Genomic DNA, 19,960 nt, shown 5'->3' on the forward strand with positions numbered 1-19,960 from the left:
GGAGAACCCGCTGCTGAGTTGTGTCCCGAAGTTAGATAATCGTTCGTCCCAATCAGCCGCGCAAGGCCAATCTGTCACAAAGTGTGTCACAGATCGCACTCGCCTGTGCACAACGAACCGGATTTTCCACATCGAACCCGACGTTTTTTACTACACCAGTTTGACCAGAAGTTCCAATCGGTGGCGTAAGTCACCGAGCGTCTTGGACTTGAACGCGCCTTTGGTTTCCTCCAGTACCGCAATCGTCTCTTCCACGGCCGCTTGCAGCTGCGCGCCGCGCGGGCAGTTCATGAGCTGACACGGGTGCGGTTGCAGCGTCTGTTGTCCCGCCAGCGCGCGTCCGAGCTGTTCGAGATCGGTCAGCGATCCCATCACGTTGCGCAGCGTGAGCGCCAAGAAGGTGTCCACGCCCTGCCCTTCGGTGGCCGGCGCCACGGGCTGCGCCTCCACCTGCGACCGATACTCGCGCAGCCGCGCTTCCGCGCTCTGCATCGCCTGATAGGAGCGAAAGCGCGCGACCGCGCTGGTGACGCGCTTCAGCAGATCCGGGAAGTGCACCGGCTTCACGAGATACGCCGCCACCGGCAACTCGATCGACGCCACCGCCGAGCGCACCGACGGAAATCCGGTGATGATGATGATCGGCAGTCCGCCACTGAGATGCGCGACTTGTTGCACAAGATCCAAGTCCGCATTCCCGGGCATCTCGAGGTCGGTGATCAGCAGATCGTAGGTCGCCGCCGAGATCGCGCCCAGCGCTGACGCCGCGTCATCGACCGTATCGACGGTGAATCCTTCCCGTCGCAACAACTCGGCGGTCGAGTTGAGGAATGTCGGCTCATCATCAGCGATCAGAATTCGTCCGCGACTCATCGCAGCACTCCAGTATCCAAAGGGGTCATCGGCAAACGGACTTCGAATTCAGTCCCGCCTTCTGGCCGATCATGTACGACAATGGAGCCGCCCACCGCTTGTACGGACTGCCTGACCAGCGAGAGACCGATACCCATCCCACTCGTTTTCACCGTCCGGTCTTTCGTGCTGAAGAACGGGTCGAAGATGCGCTGTCGCAGCGCATCGGGAACACCGGGCCCCTCGTCCGTCACCCGCAGCACGCACTCATCCTGCTCAACGATCGCCGTCACCGTAATCGTGCCATTCGGCGGCGACGCATCGAACGCGTTCTGCACGAGATTGTACATCGTTTGCCGGAGAAGCGCATCGGGAACCGGCACAAGCGATGGCGCCCGCGACAAATCCGTCACGATTTGCACCTGGCGCACGCGATTCACCTGCTCAAGAAAGCTCACCGCATCGGTCACGGCCAAAATCACCGACGACTGGGCAATCATGGATTGATCGGGGCGGTACGTCTCGTACAACTGCCGGGTGACCGCCGCGATTCGCGCGATTTCGCGTTCGATCGCTCCCACGAAGCGATAGTGCGGATGATCGCCCGGAATCGCCCCGCGAATGAGCAGGAAGGCATTCTGGATGCCGGCAAGCGGATTGTTGATCTCGTGGGCCACGCGGGCCGCGAGCTGTCCCATGGTGGTCAGAGCCCCGATTTCGCGCAGCGATTCCTCGGCCCGTTTGCGCATCGTCAGGTCACGCCCCTCCACCAGCACCTGCACCACCCGCTCGTCATGATCGAAAATCGGCTTCAGCGAAAAGTCGATCGACGCCAGGCGTTCGCCCGGCCGGTCCACCTCCACTTCGAAGCGATTCGTGTCTCCGGCCCGCGCTTTCACGAAGCGATCCTGCACCCGGTCGCTAGTGAGCGCATCGTCGGCCCACCACGGCGCCTGCCAGAACCGCACGCCCTGCAGCGCATCCGCCGTGGTAGCGGCCAATTCGCCGGCGGCACGATTCGCCTCCAGAATGCTGCCATCGAAGTCGAGCAGGAGCTGTACCTGATTCGCCGTGTCGAACATCGCCCGGAACCGCCGTTCGCTCTCCTCGCGTGACGCGTCCGCGAGCGCACGCTCCGTCACATCGGCCGAGATGCCGAGCACGCGAACCGGGCTGCCGTCGGCCAGACGCTCCACGACGCGGCCGCGGTCGACCAGCGCATGCCACGATCCATCGCCCGCGAGCAGCCGATACTCGCACTCGAACGCCTCGGCGCGACCACTCACGTGCGCATCGAGCGCCCGGGCATACGCCTCGCTGTCATCGGGATGGATCAGCGCGGACCAAGCGGTGAATCCACCATCGAGTACTGTCGGATTGATGCCGAGATACCGCATCAAGGCCGGGCTGCGATGCATCGCACCACGCGGAATCTCGAGTTCCCACACGCCGTCGGTGGCCCGTTCGATGGCGAGCTGCATACGCTCCTTCCCCTCACTGCTGGCCTGCGCCCACATCGCGCGTTGCTGCCACATCGTGACCGATAGCAGCACGGCGACCGAGAAGCCCAACAGCAACACGAGTTCCGGGAGCGTGGAGCGCGACGTGCCGACGGCTTGCGACACCGACACGGTGAGCTGTTGCGCCCCCAACTGCAGGGGCGCCGAGTATACCGGCGCCGCGGCGGCCACCCGCCCGGCGATGATCGAGTCGCCGCGTGACACCGCCACGGCGAAGCCCCCGCGCGCATCGCTGGCGAAGTCCTCAATCAGCTCGGACTCGTTTACGAAGCCCACCACGACCGTGCGCCCGTGTGACGACGTTGAGGGCGTCGCCGCGAGGGGATACAGTAGCGCGAGACCCCACGGTGCCGCGTGCAGCGCGACCATATGACGCCTCGGTGGTTCGATCGGCGCTCCGGATCGTACCGACGTGAAGTCCCGATGATATCGCTTCGACATGAAGTCGATCAGCTGACGCTGGACGCCGGGTGAGAGCGCCGTCGTGGGCACCGCGCGCAGGATGGTGCCGGTGGAATCCAGCCACACCATGCCGACCAGGCCGTCGGTTTCCTTAACCAGCAGCGGGAACGACGTAGTCCACGCCGCATCGTCGAGGCGACCGCCGCCGGACAAAAACGCCGCCATGCGACCAACCGCCCGATCCACGGCCAGAAACTGCCGCTGCACCGCCCGGTCGAGCGCCTCGGCCGCGATCGCCGCATGATCCCGTGTCTGCGACTGTTCGCGCGCGACCAGCGCTTGCCACAGCACCAGCACCAGCAACAGGGTAGTGGCACCGGCGAGTACCGGCGCCCACCGTGGGGGTGCCTTGGTCCCCGGCTCGTGGGCCACGTTGCGTTGCAGCAGCGCCGTGCCCAGCAACAACGACGCGAGCAAACTATGGAGTGGCGCCCGAGCCGCCGCCCAGAATCCGTCGGTGCCCAGCAGGCCGGCCAGCTGCGCCAACAGCAGCACGCCGGCACTGGCCACGAGCACAGCGGCCAATGCACCCGTGACCGAGCGACGACGCTCCGTCTGCCACTCCGAGGCCAACAGGTACAACGCTACGCTGTACAACAGAAACAGCAGCGCCGCCGACACCGGAACGTCTCGCAGCGGCGATGCGTCACCGACTCTGGCGCGAGCGAAGGCGTCGATCGGCAACCGGGCGTGCTCCCACGCTACCACGAGGGCAATGACGGCGGCCGCTCCACACGCGATCGCCAGACGACGCGCCAACGCGCGACGACCCGACAGCTTGGTGATCATGCCCGTCGCACCAGCGACAATCATCAGTGTGCCACCCAATCGCGCCGGCGCAAATGTCTCGAACGGTTGCACGAGCCACGGAATACCGAACATCCAGCCCAGCAGGCTAGGCACCGTCAGCGCGATGGCGGAAACGGCGAGCCAGCGAGTGAATCGCGGATCGGACGTACGGGGTGGCTCCCAACCTTCGGCTTGCATACGAGAAGGATTGTCGATGGGCTCGGCGCCGTTTGCTAGGTGCAGCCGAAAGGCTGCAGGCGCTTTGCCGGGACGGCTCAGGTCTCGCCGAGTCGGATCCAGCGACGCACCGTCGGTGCGTGGAACGCCTGCAGTCGGGCGAGCATCGACGAGGCATCATCACTGACCACCAACCACTCGCGTGGATTTCCGCGTAGAAATCCTTCGGCGTCGACGTGCTCCAGTAACGCGAGCAGCGGCGCCCAATACCCCGAGACATCGAAGAGACCGATCGGCTTCTGATGCACGCCGAGCTGCGCCCACGTCCACGTCTCGAAAAACTCCTCGAGGGTGCCGAGCCCGCCCGGCAGCGTAATGAAGGCGTCGGCGAGCTCGGCGATCATCGCCTTCCGCTCATGCATGGAATCCACGATCCGCAGCGCGGTTAATCCATGGTGCGCCACTTCCCGCTGCACGAGTCCATGCGGCATCACGCCGATGACCTCGCCGCCGGCTGCCATCGCCGCATCGGCCAGCGCACCCATGAGGCCGACCCGCCCGCCGCCGTAGACCACGGTGAGGCCCCGCTGCGCGAACAACGTGCCGAGGGTCTTCGCGCACTCCAGGTATTCCGGACGCGCACCGTCATTCGACGCGCAATACACCGCCACTCGCTGCATCGGCCGGGCAACCGGAGCGGGCGGGAACGCAGAGTCGGACTCGCGGGATGCAGTGCTCATCCGGGAAAGCTAACGCCGATCGGCGAGGCGCGATGACTGCAGCGTCTGCATCCGGCGGGAAGCGCCCCAGAGGACGACCGATGCCAGCGTTGGCCCGAGACACGCCAGCAGCACGATGGTCCACCCCGGCGTGCCGCGAATCGATGCCCGGTTCCACCAGATCGCCTGCACCGTCGTCAGCACGGCATCGGTGGAAACGGCGATCGCCAGCGCGCGACTCCAGCGCCACGCCGTGCGCCGTGCGGGTGCGCCGGATGTTCGTTCGGTCGCGCGCAGCGCGCGGAGTCCGAACAGCAGCAGCACGTCGAACACCACCCATGCGCCCTGCACGGCGCCCGAGGGAAACCACGGCAACGTCGGCGCCCACGCCAGGAGTGCCGTCCAGGGAATCAGCATCCACTCCAACGCCCGCAGCAGCACCGCCGGTCCTCGCGTCAAGGTGCGAACGCCGAATCGCCACAACGGCTCGCCGGCGAATGCCCGTAGCCCGTCGAGCATCGCGCGGGCGCTCGATTGCTCGCGAGGATAGGCGAGATAAATCGACTCCCACCCCTGTGGGCGCAGCTTCCGCTTGAACGCGGCGAGGCCGTCGAAGTTGAAGAGCGGACGTGACCAACTGCGCGTGATCCGCAGCCATCCACTCACTGGTCCGGCCAGCGGCGCAAGCCCGAGTGTGATCCACGACACCCCGTCGGCGGCCAAACGCAGCATGGCGTGGTGCACCAATAGTTCGGCGGTGCCGTTTGGCGCATCGGGATCGCGCAGCAGATGCTCGAACAGCCACCCCCGGCGGGCCGGTACCGGTACGAGCGACAGCATCGCCATCGGCACGCCGTCGCGCATCGCCACGAACGATTGCCGCTGCGACAACCATGCGAAGGGATCGACCTCCACCAGAAAGCCCATGCGTGCCATCGGCCGCGCGGCGAACCACCGGTCAATCAGCCGTTCCAACGACGCGCGACGCAACGGCTCGCGCATCGCATCGGCATCAAGCCGCTGCACGGTGACGCCTTTCGCTTTCGCCCGGCGCAATTGCTCGCGCAATGAGCGGTGATGCGCGATGTGATCGGCCCACGATTGCGGATTCCACACCGGCTGCTCGCCCAACATCACGCGCCGGAATCGCGGCGACGACGCGAGAATGCCCTCGGTCGCGAAGAAGCTCACGCGGCAACGGTGCGACGCCGCGAACGCCACGAACGCTTCGGCGACCGCGATCGCCTCGTGCGGGGCGGCTACCGGCTCGCCGGCCGATACCATTGCGCCCGGTGTCCGGTAATACGCCACCAAGCCGCGATCGCCCTGCGCGTCGGTCAGAAACCAGTGCTCGAGTCCCGCCCCGAGCGCACGGAACGCCGTCGCGGTGCGCCCATCGCGCTGGATCAGCGCGAAGGCGCGTGCATCGTCGCGTACAGGCGTGACGACAGAGGCCACGACGGAGGCGAAGCCGAAGGCAGAGGAAGCGGACACAGAGATCTGCGGATACTACCGGGAGGCCTCGGGGAACGGCTAGCTTCGTGCCTATGCCCACCTCGCCGCGCACGTTCCCCACGCTCAGCATCGTGGACCACCCGCTGGTCCGTCACAAGATCACGCTTCTGCGCGACCGCGCGACGCCGACGAAACAGTTCAAGGAGTTGGTGGACGAGATCGCCATGCTCATGGCCTATGAAGCCACGCGCGATCTGGCGTTGGAACCCGTCCCCGTCGACACGCCGCTGGAGACCACGCACGGATGGTCGGTGCGTGGCAAGAAGCTCACGCTCGTTCCTATTCTGCGCGCCGGGCTCGGCATGGTGGAAGGCATTCTTCGCCTCATGCCGTCCGCGCGCGTGGGGCATATCGGACTCTATCGCGATCACGATACGCTGGAGCCGGTGGACTACTACTTCAAGGTGCCGGGCGATGTGAGCGAGCGCGATTTCCTGCTGCTCGACCCGATGCTGGCCACCGGCGGCAGCGCTGCCGCCGCCGTCGCGTCCTTAAAGCGCGCGGGGGCCACACGCATCCGATTCCTCTGCCTGGTCGCCGCACCGGAAGGGGTCGAGCGCCTCGCGCGCGAACATCCCGACGTCCCGATCCTCACCGCCGCCCTCGACCGCGAACTCAATGAGCACGGCTACATTCTACCGGGACTTGGTGACGCAGGCGACCGGTTGTTTGGGACACGCTAAGTCCGGGGTACGGAGTACGGAGTAAGTGGTACGGAGTACGGAGTAAGGAGTACGGAGTACGGGGTAAGGCGAGGCTCGTACCCCGTACCCCATACTCCCAACCCCTTACTCCGCCGTTATCACCCAAACCACTCGCGCGGTTCGGTCCGTTGCTGATCCGCCGCTTCGAGAACCCACGATTGCGCGATCGGCTCGGTGACTTCGTCCGCCACCCGCTCGAACCACTGCTGCGCCTGCGCATCGTCGCCGATCCGCCGCCAGAGTTCGCCGATGAGATACGTAATCACCGCCCGCTCTTCCATCGGCACCCCGTCGAATGCCTCGAGAGCATCGGCGAAACGCCACGCGGCCTTTCGGCGGAAGTATCGCTCGGCTTCGGTGTCGCTTTCGTCCACGCAGCACCACGCGGCCCGCAGATAGAGATCCGCGAGATAGCGCGGATCGCTCTCCTGCCACTCCGCCACTTTGGCGGCGTGTTCGTATTTGAGTGAGCCCGACGGCAGCTGCGATGTGAGCGACGGCGCCAGCTCGCTCCACACCAACGCGCGCAACATTTCGTCAGGGTGTGCGTCTTCGCCGAAATCCCGCTGCACTCCGGCGTACCCGCACTGTGTGCAGAGATGCACGAAGTACGGTAGCGGCTGCATGCCCGCCGCGCGTTCGTGGAAATCGGTGCGTTTCCCACCAAAGGCGTTGGTGGCAACGACGGTCTGCGAGCGAAACAGCGTTTCGCAGACGGGGCAGGTCAGTTCGATGAGATGCAGCGTGGTCATGGCACGGCGTCAGGGGACGGTGAGGAGTGTCGGCACCATCCGTCTCGGAGTTGAACACGGACCCCCCGATTCGCTGCGGCGAGCTTGTACCGCCCCGAAATCGCGGCTATCTTCTCGCGACTTGTTCGGCGATTAGTGCTTGGAGCTCTCGATCGCGTCGGTCTCCCGTTCCCGGGTCGTTGATGTTGATCAATCTGGTGCCGGATTTTCTCGCCGTACTCGAAGCCGACGATCGAGTGTCGGCGTATCTCGCCTATTTCGAGCGCCACAAGGCGCTGCTGACGGCCTACTGGGACAACTATGTCCTCGAGCCCTCAGGGCCACATTTCGAAGAGGTCGTGCAGTCTACGGTCACCGCGAATCGCGACGACCTGCTCACGCTCCTTTCACGCACCGATGTGGTCGCGCTGGCACGTCAGGCGGAGGAGAAGGTCCGCACCCTGCTCGACATCGATGTGCCCTACGATGTGGTGCTCATGGTCGGCGTGGGCGCGGCGAATGCCGGAGAGCTGGTCGTCAACGGCCGCGGTGTCGCCTTCGTGTGCCTCGAGCATTTCACCGGCGTCGCCAATCCCGACACGCAGGGACTTGGTCTCGATCCCGAACTGATTCCGCTCTGGCTCGCGCACGAACTCACGCACGTGGTGCGCTACACGTCGCCGTCCAGCCGCAGCGACATGCGCGGCTTCGTGGAAGACGCCGGCGGCTACTATTCGTACTGGGAAACGGGCCGCCAGGCCTCGCTGCGCGAACTGCTGGTGAATGAAGGACTCGCCGTGCACGTGTCCCGCGCCGTGAGCCCGGGACACGCCGCATGGGAGTACTTCGGGTTCGCCCGCAAGCAGTACGCCCGCGTGCGCGAAGTCGAGCCGGTGCTCCATCGCGCCTTGGTCAGCGACGGCGACCGCGCGGCCCTCGGCCTGCGCTTGCGCTACCTCTCCGGCGGCATGAGCGACGAAGCCCGCACGGTGGAGCGCACGGTCCTCCCCGAACGCGCCGGCTACTTCCTCGGCGCCCGCATGGTGGAAGCGGCTATCGCCGCCCGCGGCTACGCCTGGGCCACCCGCGCCAGCGTCTACGAACTCGCCACCGTGAACGAACCGGTGATGGAGCGCCCGAGGCTCACGATCGTCGGGTGATGTTGGGTCGGACGGTTCGTGAACGGCAACAGCAACTGAAAAGCAACAGCGGGAACACGGAATCCACAGGATTGCACCGATTGCACAGATAGGATCAAAGGCGATTTTTTCTTATCTGTGCGATCTGCGTTATCCCGTGGACTCCGTGTTCCCGCTGTTGCTGTTGTTTTTCGCCGAGAGAATCCGCGCGTTACTTCCCGATACAGAACTCGCGGAACACCCGATCCAGCACGTCTTCGGTATCCACGATGCCGATGAGATCGGATAGCGACTCGCGCGCCGCGTAGAGATGCACGGCGGCCACCGGCGCCGGCAACGCGCCGCTTTCCCAGGCGAGCAGGAACTCACACAGCTCCTCGTGCGCCTCAGATAGTCCGGCGCGATGACGTTCACGTGTCACCAGTACGTCATCACCGGTCGGTCGCCCCACCACACTTACCGCGGCGGCACCGTCAATCGCCTCGAGCAGATCCCGGAGCCCCTGCCCCGTCTCGGCGCTCACACCGATCGCATTCCCGGCGGTCTCCTCCGCGCTCAGATCCGCCTTCGTGTGCACCGGAATCACCGTTCCCGCCGTGCGCGCGGCAATCACGACATGCGTCGCCGCGATATCCCCAGCAGTCGCGCCGCACGCCAGCACGACCTGGGCCTGCGCCAGATAGCGCGTGCTCACTTCGATGCCGAGTCGCTCGATTTCGTCGTCGGTATCGCGGAGGCCGGCGGTGTCCACGAAGCGCAGTGGCAGCGGGGCGCGATCGAGCACCGCTTCGATCGCATCACGGGTCGTGCCGGCGATCGGCGTTACCAACGCGCGCGACTCGCCCAAGAGGGCGTTGAAGAGTGACGACTTGCCCGCATTGGGCGGGCCCGCGATCACCACGAGCACACCATCACGCAGCACGGCGGCCTGCGGGGCCGTGTTCATGAGCGCGCGCACAGCGTCGCGCAGCGACTCCGCCGCATGGTTTATGCGGGCGGGGACGATCGGGCCGTCATCTTCTTCGGGGAAGTCGATGTCGTAGGCGATCAGCGCTTCCAGATGAATCACCTCGTCGCGCAACGCGAGCAGACGTCGCGAAAGCCCGCCGTCGAGCTGCGACAGCGCCTGACGGTGCATGGCGGTGGTGCGCGCATCAATCAGATCGGCCACCGCTTCGGCCTGCACCAGATCCATGCGGCCATTCAGCACGGCGCGGCGCGTGAATTCACCGGGGGTAGCCGGTCGCGCGCCAGCGGCCACACAGGCGGCCAGCACCAATGCCGGCACCACGTGACCGCCGTGCGTCGAGATCTCCACCACATCGTCGCCCGTGTACGAACGGGGCGCGGCGAACCAGGTGACGACCGCGTCGTCGAGCGGTTCGCCGTTGGGGTGGTGCAACGCCACACGCGTGGCGCGGCGCGGGTGCAGCCCGGAGGCTCCACCGGAGGCGCCAAGGGCGCGAGCAATGTCGATCGCTCGCGCCCCTGACAGCCGAATCACGGCAATCGCCCCGCGTCCAGCGGCCGTGGCAAGGGCAACGATCGTGTCGTCGCCACCAGGCAGCTGGCGGGCCGTCACCACGTCGTTATCCCCGCACAACCGGTGGTTGCGCCTTCGTGCGCTCCTGCGAGATCAGCCACTGCTGCGGCAATGACGCGAGGTTCTGCACGAAGTAATAGAGGTTGAGACCCGAGGCCATGTTGAAGAAGATCACCATCATCATGGCAGGCATCAGGTACATCATCATCTTCTGCTGCTCGTTCGCCTTCATGCCGCGCATGCCGATGTACGACAGGCCCATCGCCGTGATCGCCACAAGCACGGGCAACACGAAGAACGGATCCTTGAGCGAGATGTCAGGGAACCACAGGAACGACACCCCGCGGAACTCGATCGTGTTCTGAAACACGAAGAAGAGCGCGAAGAACACCGGCAACGGGATCAGCATCGGCAGACAGCCCGACAGGGAGCTGAACGGCGACATGCCGTGCTCCTTGTACACGCGCATCATTTCCGCCTGCAGCTTGGTTGGATCGCCCTTGTACTTCGTCTGGATTTCGGCCAAGTGCGGCTGAATGCGCTGCATCTGCATCGAGCTGCGCATCGCCTTCTGATTCAACGGCCACAGAATGAGTCGCACTGCTACGCCGAATACCACCAGGATCCAGCCGTACGACAGGCCAAGCGTCGACTTCATCCAGAGCAGCAGGCGAATGACCATTGTCGCGAACGGCTGCACGACCCCCTGCAACCAGCCGCCGTACGGGTTCGACGTTTCGAACGAGCGCCCGATGGCCACGAGCCGCTTGAACTCCTGCGGACCGGCGTAGACTTCGAACGCCACGGCGCCGCTCTTGAGCGAGGCGACGATGGTCGCCTGACTGCGCGTGGCCGCCTTGGCGACACGGTCACCGCCGGTGAAGTTCACCTCCGCGAAGCCCGGCACGCCCTGCGGTGCGAGCACCCCCATCAGGAAGTACTTGTTCTTGGCCACCGTCCAGTTGATCGGACCCGCTTCGATACGCCGCTCACCGGGATCGAGCGAAGCGAAGGTGACACCCTTCGCATTCTGCTGGTCGAGCTTGTAGGCATACGCGAGGTGCGACTGATCTTCGGTGGTGTCCGATTCCGACGAGCGGAAGCCGGGCGGCATGTCGATCAGCAGGAAGCTGTTCTCGGGCGCACCCTGCACCGTCGCCGACACGTTCACGCGGTAGCTGTCGGGCAGGAACGAGTACGCGATCGTGATCGCACGGGCGCCGACGGTGGCGTCGTAGCGTACCACGGCCCGACCGTTCTCCTCGGATCGCGTGCTGGTGAATGTCTGCGCATTCAGCGCGACGGTGTCACCGGGCGACACGAGACGGAAGCTGAGCAACCGGTCGCCCGCCTTCGCGAGCTCCACCGGGCCGCCCTTGGTGCGCCCCTTGTTGGAAAGCGCGACGTACTGCTGCATCTCGACGCCGATCAGCGCCGCGCCGCGGTTCGTGGTTCGGAAGATGGCCGGCGTGGTGGTCACCACGGCGGTGTCGACCGGCAACGCAACCGACCGCGGCGCGGCGCCCACCGAGTCGGGCAGGGCGCTCATGCCGGGCGCCGCGATACCAGCGGCGGCGGCGGCTGCCGTCGCGGTGGCAGTATCGGCGACGACGGGAGTGGTGCTGGCGGAGTCTGTTACCGCGGTCTTGCTTCCAGGCGCCGGGACCGGCGACGGGAAGAGGATCGGCGTCAGAATCAGGACCGCCGCCATCAGGACGACGGCGAGGACGATGCGACGTGGTTCCATGGTCTGTATAAGGGAGCGCTCAGGGCACCGGATCAAATCCGCCGGGCCGGAACGGATGACAGCGCCCGATACGGCGCAAAGCCATCCATCCTCCGCGTGCCGCACCGTGACGCTCCAGCGCCTCGATCGCGTACGCAGAACACGAAGGATAATAGCGGCAGGCGCCCCCGAAGATGGGCGACAGCGTCAGCTGGTACCCGCGCACGATCAGAATGAACAGCTTCGCGATCACGGCAGGAACGTTGAAGTCACCGTGCGATCTTTCGCACAGCCTGCAACACTTCGGCGCGAAGCGTCTCGAAGTTTCTGGTATACGCCACCGGGAGCACCTTGAACACGAGGTCCATCGGCGGGAGCTCGGGAAGCACGTCCACGCGGATGAGTTCGCGGAGCCTCCGTTTGAGGCGGTTCCGATCGACACCCGAGTGCTTGTACTTGGGGATCACGAACCCCACCCGAGGAACGTCAAGAAGGGAAGCTAGGGCGCGCACATCCATTGAGGCGGTGCGCACTCGCTTCCCTTCGTGTCGAACCCGCTCGAGATCGGCCCCGCGCGTCAATCGTTTCGCGCGCGGGAACGACCGGGAATCAGGCGCCGGTATACTTCGACGGGATCTGGACGGTCAACACCTTGCGGCCCTTACGGCGGCGACGGGCGAGAACCTCACGGCCCCACTTCGTCTCCATACGCGCACGGAAGCCGTGCTTGCGGACTCGCTTGGTGTTACGCGGATTGTATGTCGGCTTGCCCATAATAATGCTCGAGGTAACGCGGTATAGAACGCAGTGATTCGATGAGAGTCGCCACGGCCCGCAGTCGATCGCGTTCGGTAGCAGCCTTAGAATTTACTCGCGGGACTGGCTTGAGGTCAAGCCCGCCAAGTACTCCCGCGACAACGATTTGCCCTCGCCGACCCAATCCACGTGTCAACTTGCTTGCGCTCACGAATGCGATACTGGTGTCACGTCGCTGACGCGATTGACTTATCCACACGCGAGCGTAACCTTCGCCGCCCCCGCCTGATTCTCGTTCGATTCTCGCCCACGGCCGGGGCCGCCCGAACCCCGACCTCCTGTCATGTCCCTTACGCCTGCCGAAACCTGGGATCGCCTGCGCCAACGCGCCCGGCAGGTCCTCCCGGAGCAGACGTACCGCACCTGGCTCGAGCCCACCGACGCCCTCGGCCTGGAAGGAGACACCCTCCTCATCGGCGCCCCCGACCAGTTCTCAGCCGATTGGAACGAGTCCAAACACGCCGATCTGCTGACCAGCTTCGCCGCTGTCGCCCTCGGGCACCCGATGAAGGTGCGCTTCAAGGTGGCAGAAGAACGCATGGGTCGGGTGCAGATGGACATGTTCGTACAGCCGCCACCAGCACCTGTGGTAGCGCCACTAACGGCGCACCAACAGCGCTTGTCGGCGCCACTGAACCCCCGATACACGTTCGATCAGTTCGTCATCGGCAAGTCGAACGACGTCGCCGCCGCCGCCGCACAAGCCGCCGCGCAAGCGCCGGGCAAGGTCTACAACCCGCTCTTCATCTATGGAGAGACGGGGCTCGGCAAAACGCACCTCATGCAGGGTATCGCCCACGAGCTGCTCAAACGCACCCCCACGCTGCGACTCGCCTTCGTCGGGACCGAGCAGTTCACGAATGAGTTCGTCAACGCGATCCAGACCGGACAGATGGGCGATTTCCGTCGCCGCTTCCGGGAAATTGATCTGCTGCTGGTCGACGACGTCCAGTTTCTGAAAGGGAAGGAATCCACGCAGGAGGAATTCTTCCACACCTTCAACGCCATCTATGAGGCCGGTCGTCAGATCGTCCTCACCTCCGACCGGCCCCCCAAGGAGATCCCGGGACTCGAGTCCCGCCTCGTCTCCCGCTTCGAGTGGGGCATGGTGGCCAATGTCGATTCCCCCGATCTCGAGCACCGGATCGCGATTCTGCGAAAGAAGGCGAGCCTCGATCACCTCGAGCTCACCATCCCCGACGAGGTCATTGAGTTCATCGCCCAGCATGTGAAGTCGTCGGTGCGTGAGCTGGAAGGGTCGATCATCAAGCTCCTGGCCTATGCCTCGCTCAAGCACCGCGAGATCTCCATCGAGCTCGCCCGCGAAGCACTCCGCGACAAACTCAAAAGCGCCACGACATCGGATTTTCCCGATATCCCGCCCACGACGATCACGGTGGCCACCATTCAGCAGGTGGTCTCGCGCGAGTGGGGCGTTACCCCCGACGGGCTTCGCTCGAAAACCCGTACCAAGCAGCTCACGACCCCGCGCCAGGTCGCGATGTACCTCTGTCGGGAGCTGCTGGCGCTCCAGCTGGTCGAAATCGGCAACGCCTTCGGCGGACGCGATCACTCCACCGTGATCCATTCGCTCGATCGGGTGGCCGAGGATATGGGGGGAGAGCCCGGTTTTGCCGACCGGGTGTTGAAAGTCCGGGGCATGTTGGAAACTCTCCGATCCACTGGACAACTCGGGACCTGAGTCCCCAGTCGTCCACATCGCCGCGCATCTTTCCCCCCAGTCGTGGGCCCCGATGTGCAGCAATGCGGAGAAAAAGCACTACTCGACATGGAATGCACATGATGCGGCATGGCGGAAGTGCTTTGGCACATGTAGCTTGCGGCGTTTGTAGACAAGCCCACACGCCCTGCTGCTACTACCAGTTTTATCTCTAAGACTCTTTTTAACAGCAGTCCTTCCACACAACGGGCATGCGCTTCACGATCTCGCGCGAGAAACTCCAAGAAGGACTCGCGGCGGTAACCGCCGCCGTACCGGCCAAGACCACTTTGCCGGTCCTGTCGAACCTGCTCGTCGAAACCACCGAGCGCGGGATTCGTTTCTCCGCGACCGACCTCGACATCGCCGTCAGCACGGAAGTCAGTGCCGATGTCGAAACGCCGGGGGCGATCACGATTCCCGCCAAGAAGCTGAGTGAGATCGCGCGCGAGCTGCCGCCGTCTCCCGTGAAAGTTTCGGCCAGCGGCGAACAGCGTGTCACCATCGAATGCGGACGATCCAAGTTCAAGCTGCTTGGCCTGCCGCGCGATGAGTTTCCGACGTTCCCCACCGTGCGCTTCAATGATTCGTGGCGCGTGAAGTCGGGTGAACTGCAGAAGCTCATTTCGCATGTCGCGTTCGCGGTGAGCACCGAAGAGTCACGACCCATTCTCAATGGCGTGCTCTGGGAGTTGCGCGAAGATCGCATGCGCATGGTGGCCACCAATGGTCACCGTTTGTCGAAGATGGAACTGCCGGTGGAATCGAGCAGTGCGCCGCCGGGTGATTTGATCGTGCCGCCCAAGGCGCTCGAGCAGATCAAGCGTCTCTTCCCAGCTGAGGAAGAACTCGAAATTGCACGTGGTGAAAACCATCTCGGTTTCCGTTCGCCGTTCACACAGGTGTTCACGCGCCTGGTCGAAGGCCCGTATCCGAATTACGAACAGGTCATTCCGAAGGACAACGATCGCTTCTGTCTGTGCGACAAGGCGGCGCTCACCAGTGCGCTCAAGCGCATGAGCGTGATCGCGTCCGACCAGACGCACCGCATCAAGATGTCGTTCAACACCGGTATGCTGAAGTTCAGCGTGACCACGCCGGACCTGGGCGAAGCCTCTGATGAACTGCCGGTGAACTACAACGGCGACCAGCTCGATATCGGCTTCAACGCCACGTATCTGCTGGAGATCCTGCGCTACATGCCCACCGAGCAGGTGCGGCTCACGTTCAAGGCGCCGGAGCGTGCGGCCACGATCGAGCCCGAAGGCTGGGATGATCCGGCCAAGTATCTCTGCCTGGTGATGCCGCTGCGCTTGATGGACTGATCAGCGCCACGCGGTCACCGTTCAGCGTTGTCGTTCCGCCCGGATCTCCACGCGTTGCAGCACTTGCTGTGATCGTGGTGCTCCGGGCGGAATGCGTTCCACGACCTGCATGGTGAGCGTGCTCGTGCCCTGCAGCGTTTCCAAAATGCCGGTAGCCGCGGCGATCTCCACGCGCTGTGAACCGGTGCCGGTGCCAACGAGTTCGAAGGCGCGAAAGGCGGTTCCGCCTTTGCCTTCCAGTGTCGTACTGATCTCACGATTCAGCACCAATGTCTCGCGCGACAGTTTGGCCAGCGTGGAGCGCGTGGTCGTGTAGACCGTGAGTGGCACGCCGTTGCGACACACCAACGTGACGGTGCTGTCGCGCCACTGATCGCCTTCCGCCACGCCGTCGGGAATGCGCACCAGTAGTTCACGCGCCAGCTGCATCGCACTCACTTCGGGGCGGTCGCATTCGTTGGCCAATGGCGGACGCGTCACGATGCGCAGATTGGTGCTGTCGATGAGGGCATCGATTTGCAGCAGCGATGGTCGCACCGGGGCCGCGGCCGCGGCGGCCAGTTGCTTGGCGCTCTCGGCGATGCTGCTGCGCACGGTGAACGAATCCACTTGGCCCGATCCGCGCAGCGCACCGTTCGCGGTGCGATCGAAGGACATGGACACCAACGCCCGGGTGTCGATGCGCTGTTCGTCCGACACGCCAGCCGGCATCGCGGCGCCGCTGACCTTCAAGCGGGTAACGGCCGAGACCGTCCAGTTCGTGCGCGGTTGCGTGCGCGGTAGGAGCACGCGGTTGCTGGCGACGGGCGCCACCGCTGTGGGCGCAGCCACCACCGGGCTCGGTGCGGGCGACGGCGTGGGCGATGCCGGTGCGCAGGCCAGCAGCATCAAAGGGCCAGCCACGCACCATGTCGCGGTACGAGCGGCCAAAGCGGCAAGGGAAGTCATCTGTTCGATACCACGTGCCACTCCACTGGAAACTCCGTGAGGGGTCCCGAGATCTCATGGAAAGTCGCCGGCCTATAAGCCGGGTTCTGTCAGTGCTGACATACGCGAGCGTACACCAACACCGGACGGTCATTCCTCTCGGCGTGCAGTCACCCACACGCTCCAGCAGCCTACCCGCGACTCGACGTCTTGCGACGTCCTTGCGAGACGGGTCATCTCTCGCCGCTTATTTGGCCTTGCTCCGACTGGGGTTTACCGAGCCACCTTCGTTACCGAAGGCGCGGTGGGCTCTTACCCCACCCTTTCACCCTTACCGCCACATCGGTTACCCGATACGACGGCGGTTTGCTTTCTGTTGCACTGTCCGTCGCACGAAGCTCACGCCGCATGCGCCCAGGCGTTACCTGGCAGTCTACCCTGTGGAGCCCGGACTTTCCTCGGTGCTTGAGCTTGCGCCCAAACATCGCGACCATCCGGCCGGCGACCAATCCATGAGATAGAGAAATATAGCTGGACCACCGATACGCCCGAAGCGTAATGCGGTTCCATTGCCAAGGAATACATCCTATCGCCACACAGTGACGGCACGATGACGACACCACGGTAGCCTATCGTCGTGATCGGCCCGCTGCGCTCGCAGCCCCCGGCCCCCCACACGGACCCTCCGGTAAGTGAGGCGCGTATGGCATCCCCGTTGAGATCGTCGCTGGCAGCGTCGTCGACATCGCAGGCTCGTACCACGGTCTACCCGATGGCGCCGGTGAAGTCTACGACTGCGCCAGGTGCGGACGACGCGCCCTCGCGATCTATCGTGACGTTTCTCACACCAGCCGAGCGGCAGCGCGTTGATGCGTTGGGGCAGGGGAGTTACACGACCGTGCATCGCGAAAGCTTCGACGACATGCTGCGCGATCTACGTACGCAGCCGGTGTCGGCCATTATCGTGTCCGTGTCGCGCTATCAGCAGCATCACGGCGCGCAGGTGGCGCGCATGGTTCGGGAGTTTCCGCGCGTGCCGGCGGTGGCCTTGCTCACCGGCAATGAAGCGCGCACCACCCAATCGTTGCTCGCGTTGGGGCAACAGGGAGTGCAGACGCTGGTGGACGCGCGTGATCCGGCCGGATGGCGTGATCTGCGACAGTTCGTGAATCGCGAAGTGTCGACCACCATCGAGGCGGTGGCCATCCGTCGTATTCGCGCCGATCTCACCGGCGCCAACGACGATTGTCTGCGCTTCTTCGATGAGCTCTTTCTTGCGCCGCGTTCACTCACCACGGTACGTCAGTTGGCGCGGCGGTTAGGTGTGGTGCCCACCACCTTCATGAGCCGGTTCTTTCGCGCCGGCATTCCAGCGCCCAAGAAATATCTCGCGACGGCGCGGTTGGTGCGCGCGGCGCGACTGCTGGAGAATCCGGGCTACAGCCTCACGCAGGTCGCGTTCCTGCTCGAATACTCGTCACCGCAGAGTTTCTCGCGGCATGTGATGCATTCCTTGCAATGTGGGGCGGCCGAGTTTCGCAGGACACACACGGGCGAGGCGATGCTCGAGCACATGCGCCAGCGACTTATTCTACCCTATCAGCAACAACTCATCGGGTTCGTGCCGGTCGAGGTCACGCCGCAATGGATTTCGCGCCCCGCGCTGGTGCCGGCGGGGGAGTCGGCACTCCCGTCCGCGCACCCGCGCGTGACTGCGTCGGCGTGGCCGCCGCCAACGCCGCAAACTCCGCCGTGCGTGTCGTCGTGACCGGGCTCTAGAGTGTACAATGCAGAAGGCGAAGTTCACGGACGCGCAGATCGACGAAATTCCACGTCAGGTGGAAGCCGGTATCGCTGTAGCCGAGCTGCCGCGAACGCACGGCATAAAGGCGGGTGGTCTCAATCGGTGAGTGCAACGAATCGTCGGTAGTTGCACTTACCGGGAGGGGACCGTGGGGAATCGAAAGGGACGCGGCCATCTATCGCCGAGCGAGCGGGCAGAGGTGTGGCGTCGCTGGCGCACGGGCGAGCGGCTGGCGGAGATCGCTGTGGCGTTGCAGGTCTCCGAGATTGGCGTCTATCAGCACATCCGGAAGGCGGTCGGGATCGCCGAGCTTCCACGGCTGCGCGCCGCGTTCGCGTTAATGGCGGCTGAGCGCGAGGTGATCTCACGCGGACTGGTCGAGGCGCTGTCATTCCGCGCGATTGCGCAGCAGATCGGCCGGCCGACGTCGACGGTGAGCCGCGAAGTTGGGCGCACTGGCGGTCGCGGTACCTTTCGCGCGGTGCGCGCCGAGGCAGCGGCGTGGGAGCGGGCGAGCCGGCCTAAGCGGTGTAAGCTCGCGACGCGCGTGCGGCTTCGCCGACTCGTGGCCGCGAAACTCGAAGCCAAGTGGTCGCCGGAGCAGATTGCGGGGTGGTTGAAACGGCAGTTTCCCTCCCAGCCCGAGCTGCACGTGTCGCACGAGACGATCTATCGGACGTTGTATCTGCAGGCGCGCGGGGCGCTGAAGCGCGAGCTGACGGCGCACCTGCGGACGCAGCGCACTGAACGCGGGCGCCGGACGAAACCCACGGACCGTCGGGGCCGCATTCGCGACGCGGTGTCCATTCGCGAGCGGCCCGCCGAGGTCGAGGATAGAGCGGTGCAGGGCCACTGGGAAGGCGATCTGCTGACGGGGCGCGGCAGCTCCTATATCGCGACGCTCGCGGAGCGTCGGACGCGTTATGTGGTCTTGGTGAACTTCGCCTCGAAGGCGGCCCCGCATGTCGCGCAACGGCTCCAGCGACAGCTGCAACACTTGCCGGAGCATCTCATCAAAACGCTCACTTGGGATCGCGGCCACGAGACGGCGGAACACCGCGCGTTCGCGGTCGCCACGGACATGCAGGTTTACTTCTGCGACCCGCACAGTCCCTGGCAACGCGGTACCAACAAAAACACTAACGGGTTGCTGCATCAGTACTTTCCGCGCTCGCTCGATCTCTCCCGTCTCACGCAACGGGAGCTCAACGCCGTCGCGCAAGCGCTCAACAACCGGCCGCGTGCGACGCTTGACTTCAAATCTCCCGCCGAGATGTTCAACGAACTGTTGCGCTGACCGACTGAGACCGCCGCGTCTCAATTCTTATCTCTGGAAGCAGAAGTTCGGTGCGGCCGTCGTGCCTTAACTGGAGCGAATAAAGGCGTTGGAGCTCGAGAGTGCGAAGAGCAAACGAACATTCGCCGATCAAGCGTTAGAGCTGGTGGCGGTCAAGGATGTGTTGACCCGACGCTTGTAGCTCGCATCCACGA

The 19,960-nt window shown here is 64.6% G+C and carries 18 protein-coding genes and 1 other RNA gene; 7 read left to right on the forward strand and 12 right to left on the reverse strand.

What is annotated here, in order from left to right; translation table 11 throughout:
- Nucleotides 1-150: 150 nt before the first annotated feature.
- The 4 genes from RMP10_RS01520 to RMP10_RS01535 form a co-directional block, all read right to left on the reverse strand.
- Complete coding sequence (locus RMP10_RS01520) at nucleotides 151-873, reverse strand: response regulator (protein WP_310568738.1); 723 nt, start codon at nucleotides 871-873, stop codon at nucleotides 151-153.
- A complete protein-coding gene (locus tag RMP10_RS01525; protein ID WP_310568739.1) occupies nucleotides 870-3,737 on the reverse strand; it encodes an ATP-binding protein in 2,868 nt (955 codons plus the stop codon). The genes RMP10_RS01520 and RMP10_RS01525 overlap by 4 nt, the downstream gene beginning before the upstream one ends.
- Before the next feature lie 161 nt (nucleotides 3,738-3,898).
- A complete protein-coding gene (locus RMP10_RS01530) occupies nucleotides 3,899-4,540 on the reverse strand; it encodes a TIGR00730 family Rossman fold protein (RefSeq protein WP_310568740.1) in 642 nt (213 codons plus the stop codon).
- Nucleotides 4,541-4,549: 9 nt separating this feature from the next.
- A complete protein-coding gene (locus tag RMP10_RS01535) occupies nucleotides 4,550-6,013 on the reverse strand; it encodes a DUF2156 domain-containing protein (protein ID WP_310568741.1) in 1,464 nt (487 codons plus the stop codon).
- A gap of 53 nt (nucleotides 6,014-6,066) precedes the next feature.
- On the opposite strand from RMP10_RS01535, the gene upp reads away from it, so the two are divergent.
- Nucleotides 6,067-6,717, forward strand: coding sequence for a uracil phosphoribosyltransferase (gene upp, locus RMP10_RS01540; protein WP_309671025.1), 651 nt, complete (start codon nucleotides 6,067-6,069; stop codon nucleotides 6,715-6,717).
- 119 nt (nucleotides 6,718-6,836) lie between these two features.
- Here upp and RMP10_RS01545 read toward each other — a convergent pair whose 3' ends face one another.
- Nucleotides 6,837-7,490 (reverse strand): DUF2225 domain-containing protein, encoded by a 654-nt coding sequence (locus RMP10_RS01545; protein ID WP_309671026.1) that lies wholly within the window; start codon nucleotides 7,488-7,490, stop codon nucleotides 6,837-6,839.
- A 182-nt stretch (nucleotides 7,491-7,672) separates the two neighbouring features.
- Here RMP10_RS01545 and RMP10_RS01550 point away from each other — a divergent pair, with 182 nt between their 5' ends.
- The gene (locus tag RMP10_RS01550; protein ID WP_309671027.1) at nucleotides 7,673-8,629 is read left to right on the forward strand and encodes a hypothetical protein; all 957 of its coding nucleotides are present in this window, start codon (nucleotides 7,673-7,675) and stop codon (nucleotides 8,627-8,629) included.
- Nucleotides 8,630-8,819: 190 nt separating this feature from the next.
- Here RMP10_RS01550 and mnmE read toward each other — a convergent pair whose 3' ends face one another.
- From mnmE to rpmH, 5 genes are read right to left on the reverse strand one after another with little or no spacing between them, the layout of a single operon-like run.
- On the reverse strand, nucleotides 8,820-10,193 hold the full coding sequence (mnmE, locus tag RMP10_RS01555; RefSeq protein ID WP_310568742.1) for a tRNA uridine-5-carboxymethylaminomethyl(34) synthesis GTPase MnmE: 1,374 nt from the start codon (nucleotides 10,191-10,193) through the stop codon (nucleotides 8,820-8,822).
- A gap of 4 nt (nucleotides 10,194-10,197) precedes the next feature.
- Nucleotides 10,198-11,898 carry a membrane protein insertase YidC gene (gene yidC, locus RMP10_RS01560; RefSeq protein ID WP_310568743.1) on the reverse strand — a complete coding sequence of 567 codons (1,701 nt, stop codon included), beginning with the start codon at nucleotides 11,896-11,898 and terminating at the stop codon, nucleotides 10,198-10,200.
- A gap of 19 nt (nucleotides 11,899-11,917) precedes the next feature.
- Entirely contained in the window at nucleotides 11,918-12,130 is a 213-nt protein-coding gene (gene yidD / locus RMP10_RS01565) for a membrane protein insertion efficiency factor YidD (protein WP_310568744.1), read from the reverse strand.
- A 16-nt stretch (nucleotides 12,131-12,146) separates the two neighbouring features.
- On the reverse strand, nucleotides 12,147-12,500 hold the full coding sequence (rnpA, locus tag RMP10_RS01570; RefSeq protein WP_309671055.1) for a ribonuclease P protein component: 354 nt from the start codon (nucleotides 12,498-12,500) through the stop codon (nucleotides 12,147-12,149).
- Nucleotides 12,487-12,651, reverse strand: coding sequence for a 50S ribosomal protein L34 (gene rpmH, locus RMP10_RS01575; RefSeq protein ID WP_309671033.1), 165 nt, complete (start codon nucleotides 12,649-12,651; stop codon nucleotides 12,487-12,489). The genes rnpA and rpmH overlap by 14 nt, the downstream gene beginning before the upstream one ends.
- Nucleotides 12,652-12,976: 325 nt before the next feature.
- Between rpmH and dnaA the strand changes: the two genes are divergently transcribed.
- Nucleotides 12,977-14,395 carry a chromosomal replication initiator protein DnaA gene (dnaA, locus tag RMP10_RS01580; RefSeq protein ID WP_310568745.1) on the forward strand — a complete coding sequence of 473 codons (1,419 nt, stop codon included), beginning with the start codon at nucleotides 12,977-12,979 and terminating at the stop codon, nucleotides 14,393-14,395.
- Nucleotides 14,396-14,625: 230 nt separating this feature from the next.
- Nucleotides 14,626-15,738, forward strand: coding sequence for a DNA polymerase III subunit beta (gene dnaN, locus RMP10_RS01585; RefSeq protein ID WP_309671035.1), 1,113 nt, complete (start codon nucleotides 14,626-14,628; stop codon nucleotides 15,736-15,738).
- 21 nt (nucleotides 15,739-15,759) lie between these two features.
- Here the strand turns inward: dnaN and RMP10_RS01590 are convergent, their stop codons facing one another.
- Together RMP10_RS01590 and rnpB are read right to left on the reverse strand one after the other, a co-directional pair.
- Nucleotides 15,760-16,641 (reverse strand): hypothetical protein, encoded by an 882-nt coding sequence (locus tag RMP10_RS01590; protein WP_310568746.1) that lies wholly within the window; start codon nucleotides 16,639-16,641, stop codon nucleotides 15,760-15,762.
- Between the two features lie 104 nt (nucleotides 16,642-16,745).
- Nucleotides 16,746-17,171, reverse strand: an RNA gene (gene rnpB, locus RMP10_RS01595) — RNase P RNA component class A.
- Between the two features lie 326 nt (nucleotides 17,172-17,497).
- On the opposite strand from rnpB, the gene RMP10_RS01600 reads away from it, so the two are divergent.
- Genes RMP10_RS01600 through RMP10_RS01610 form a run of 3 tightly spaced genes read left to right on the forward strand, consistent with a single transcriptional unit; the run spans nucleotide 17,498 to nucleotide 19,766 of the window.
- A complete protein-coding gene (locus RMP10_RS01600; protein WP_310568747.1) occupies nucleotides 17,498-18,433 on the forward strand; it encodes a helix-turn-helix domain-containing protein in 936 nt (311 codons plus the stop codon).
- Between the two features lie 19 nt (nucleotides 18,434-18,452).
- Nucleotides 18,453-18,575: a transposase gene (locus RMP10_RS01605; RefSeq protein ID WP_309671038.1), complete on the forward strand. Its 123-nt coding sequence runs from the start codon at nucleotides 18,453-18,455 to the stop codon at nucleotides 18,573-18,575.
- 42 nt (nucleotides 18,576-18,617) lie between these two features.
- A complete protein-coding gene (locus tag RMP10_RS01610) occupies nucleotides 18,618-19,766 on the forward strand; it encodes an IS30 family transposase (RefSeq protein WP_310568748.1) in 1,149 nt (382 codons plus the stop codon).
- Nucleotides 19,767-19,960: the final 194 nt, after the last annotated feature.

This window comes from Gemmatimonas sp. (assembly GCF_031426495.1).
In the GTDB taxonomy this organism is placed as follows: Bacteria; Gemmatimonadota; Gemmatimonadetes; order Gemmatimonadales; family Gemmatimonadaceae; genus Gemmatimonas.

Coding starts and splice junctions, on each gene's coding strand:
- dnaN (WP_309671035.1), top strand. CDS start 14,626: ATGCGCTTCACGATCTCGCGCGAGAAACTCCAAGAAGGACTCGCGGCG.
- RMP10_RS01545 (WP_309671026.1), bottom strand. CDS start 7,490: ATGACCACGCTGCATCTCATCGAACTGACCTGCCCCGTCTGCGAAACG.
- upp (WP_309671025.1), top strand. CDS start 6,067: ATGCCCACCTCGCCGCGCACGTTCCCCACGCTCAGCATCGTGGACCAC.
- RMP10_RS01605 (WP_309671038.1), top strand. CDS start 18,453: ATGCAGAAGGCGAAGTTCACGGACGCGCAGATCGACGAAATTCCACGT.
- RMP10_RS01550 (WP_309671027.1), top strand. CDS start 7,673: ATGTTGATCAATCTGGTGCCGGATTTTCTCGCCGTACTCGAAGCCGAC.
- RMP10_RS01530 (WP_310568740.1), bottom strand. CDS start 4,540: ATGAGCACTGCATCCCGCGAGTCCGACTCTGCGTTCCCGCCCGCTCCG.
- rpmH (WP_309671033.1), bottom strand. CDS start 12,651: ATGGGCAAGCCGACATACAATCCGCGTAACACCAAGCGAGTCCGCAAG.
- RMP10_RS01520 (WP_310568738.1), bottom strand. CDS start 873: ATGAGTCGCGGACGAATTCTGATCGCTGATGATGAGCCGACATTCCTC.
- dnaA (WP_310568745.1), top strand. CDS start 12,977: ATGTCCCTTACGCCTGCCGAAACCTGGGATCGCCTGCGCCAACGCGCC.
- yidC (WP_310568743.1), bottom strand. CDS start 11,898: ATGGAACCACGTCGCATCGTCCTCGCCGTCGTCCTGATGGCGGCGGTC.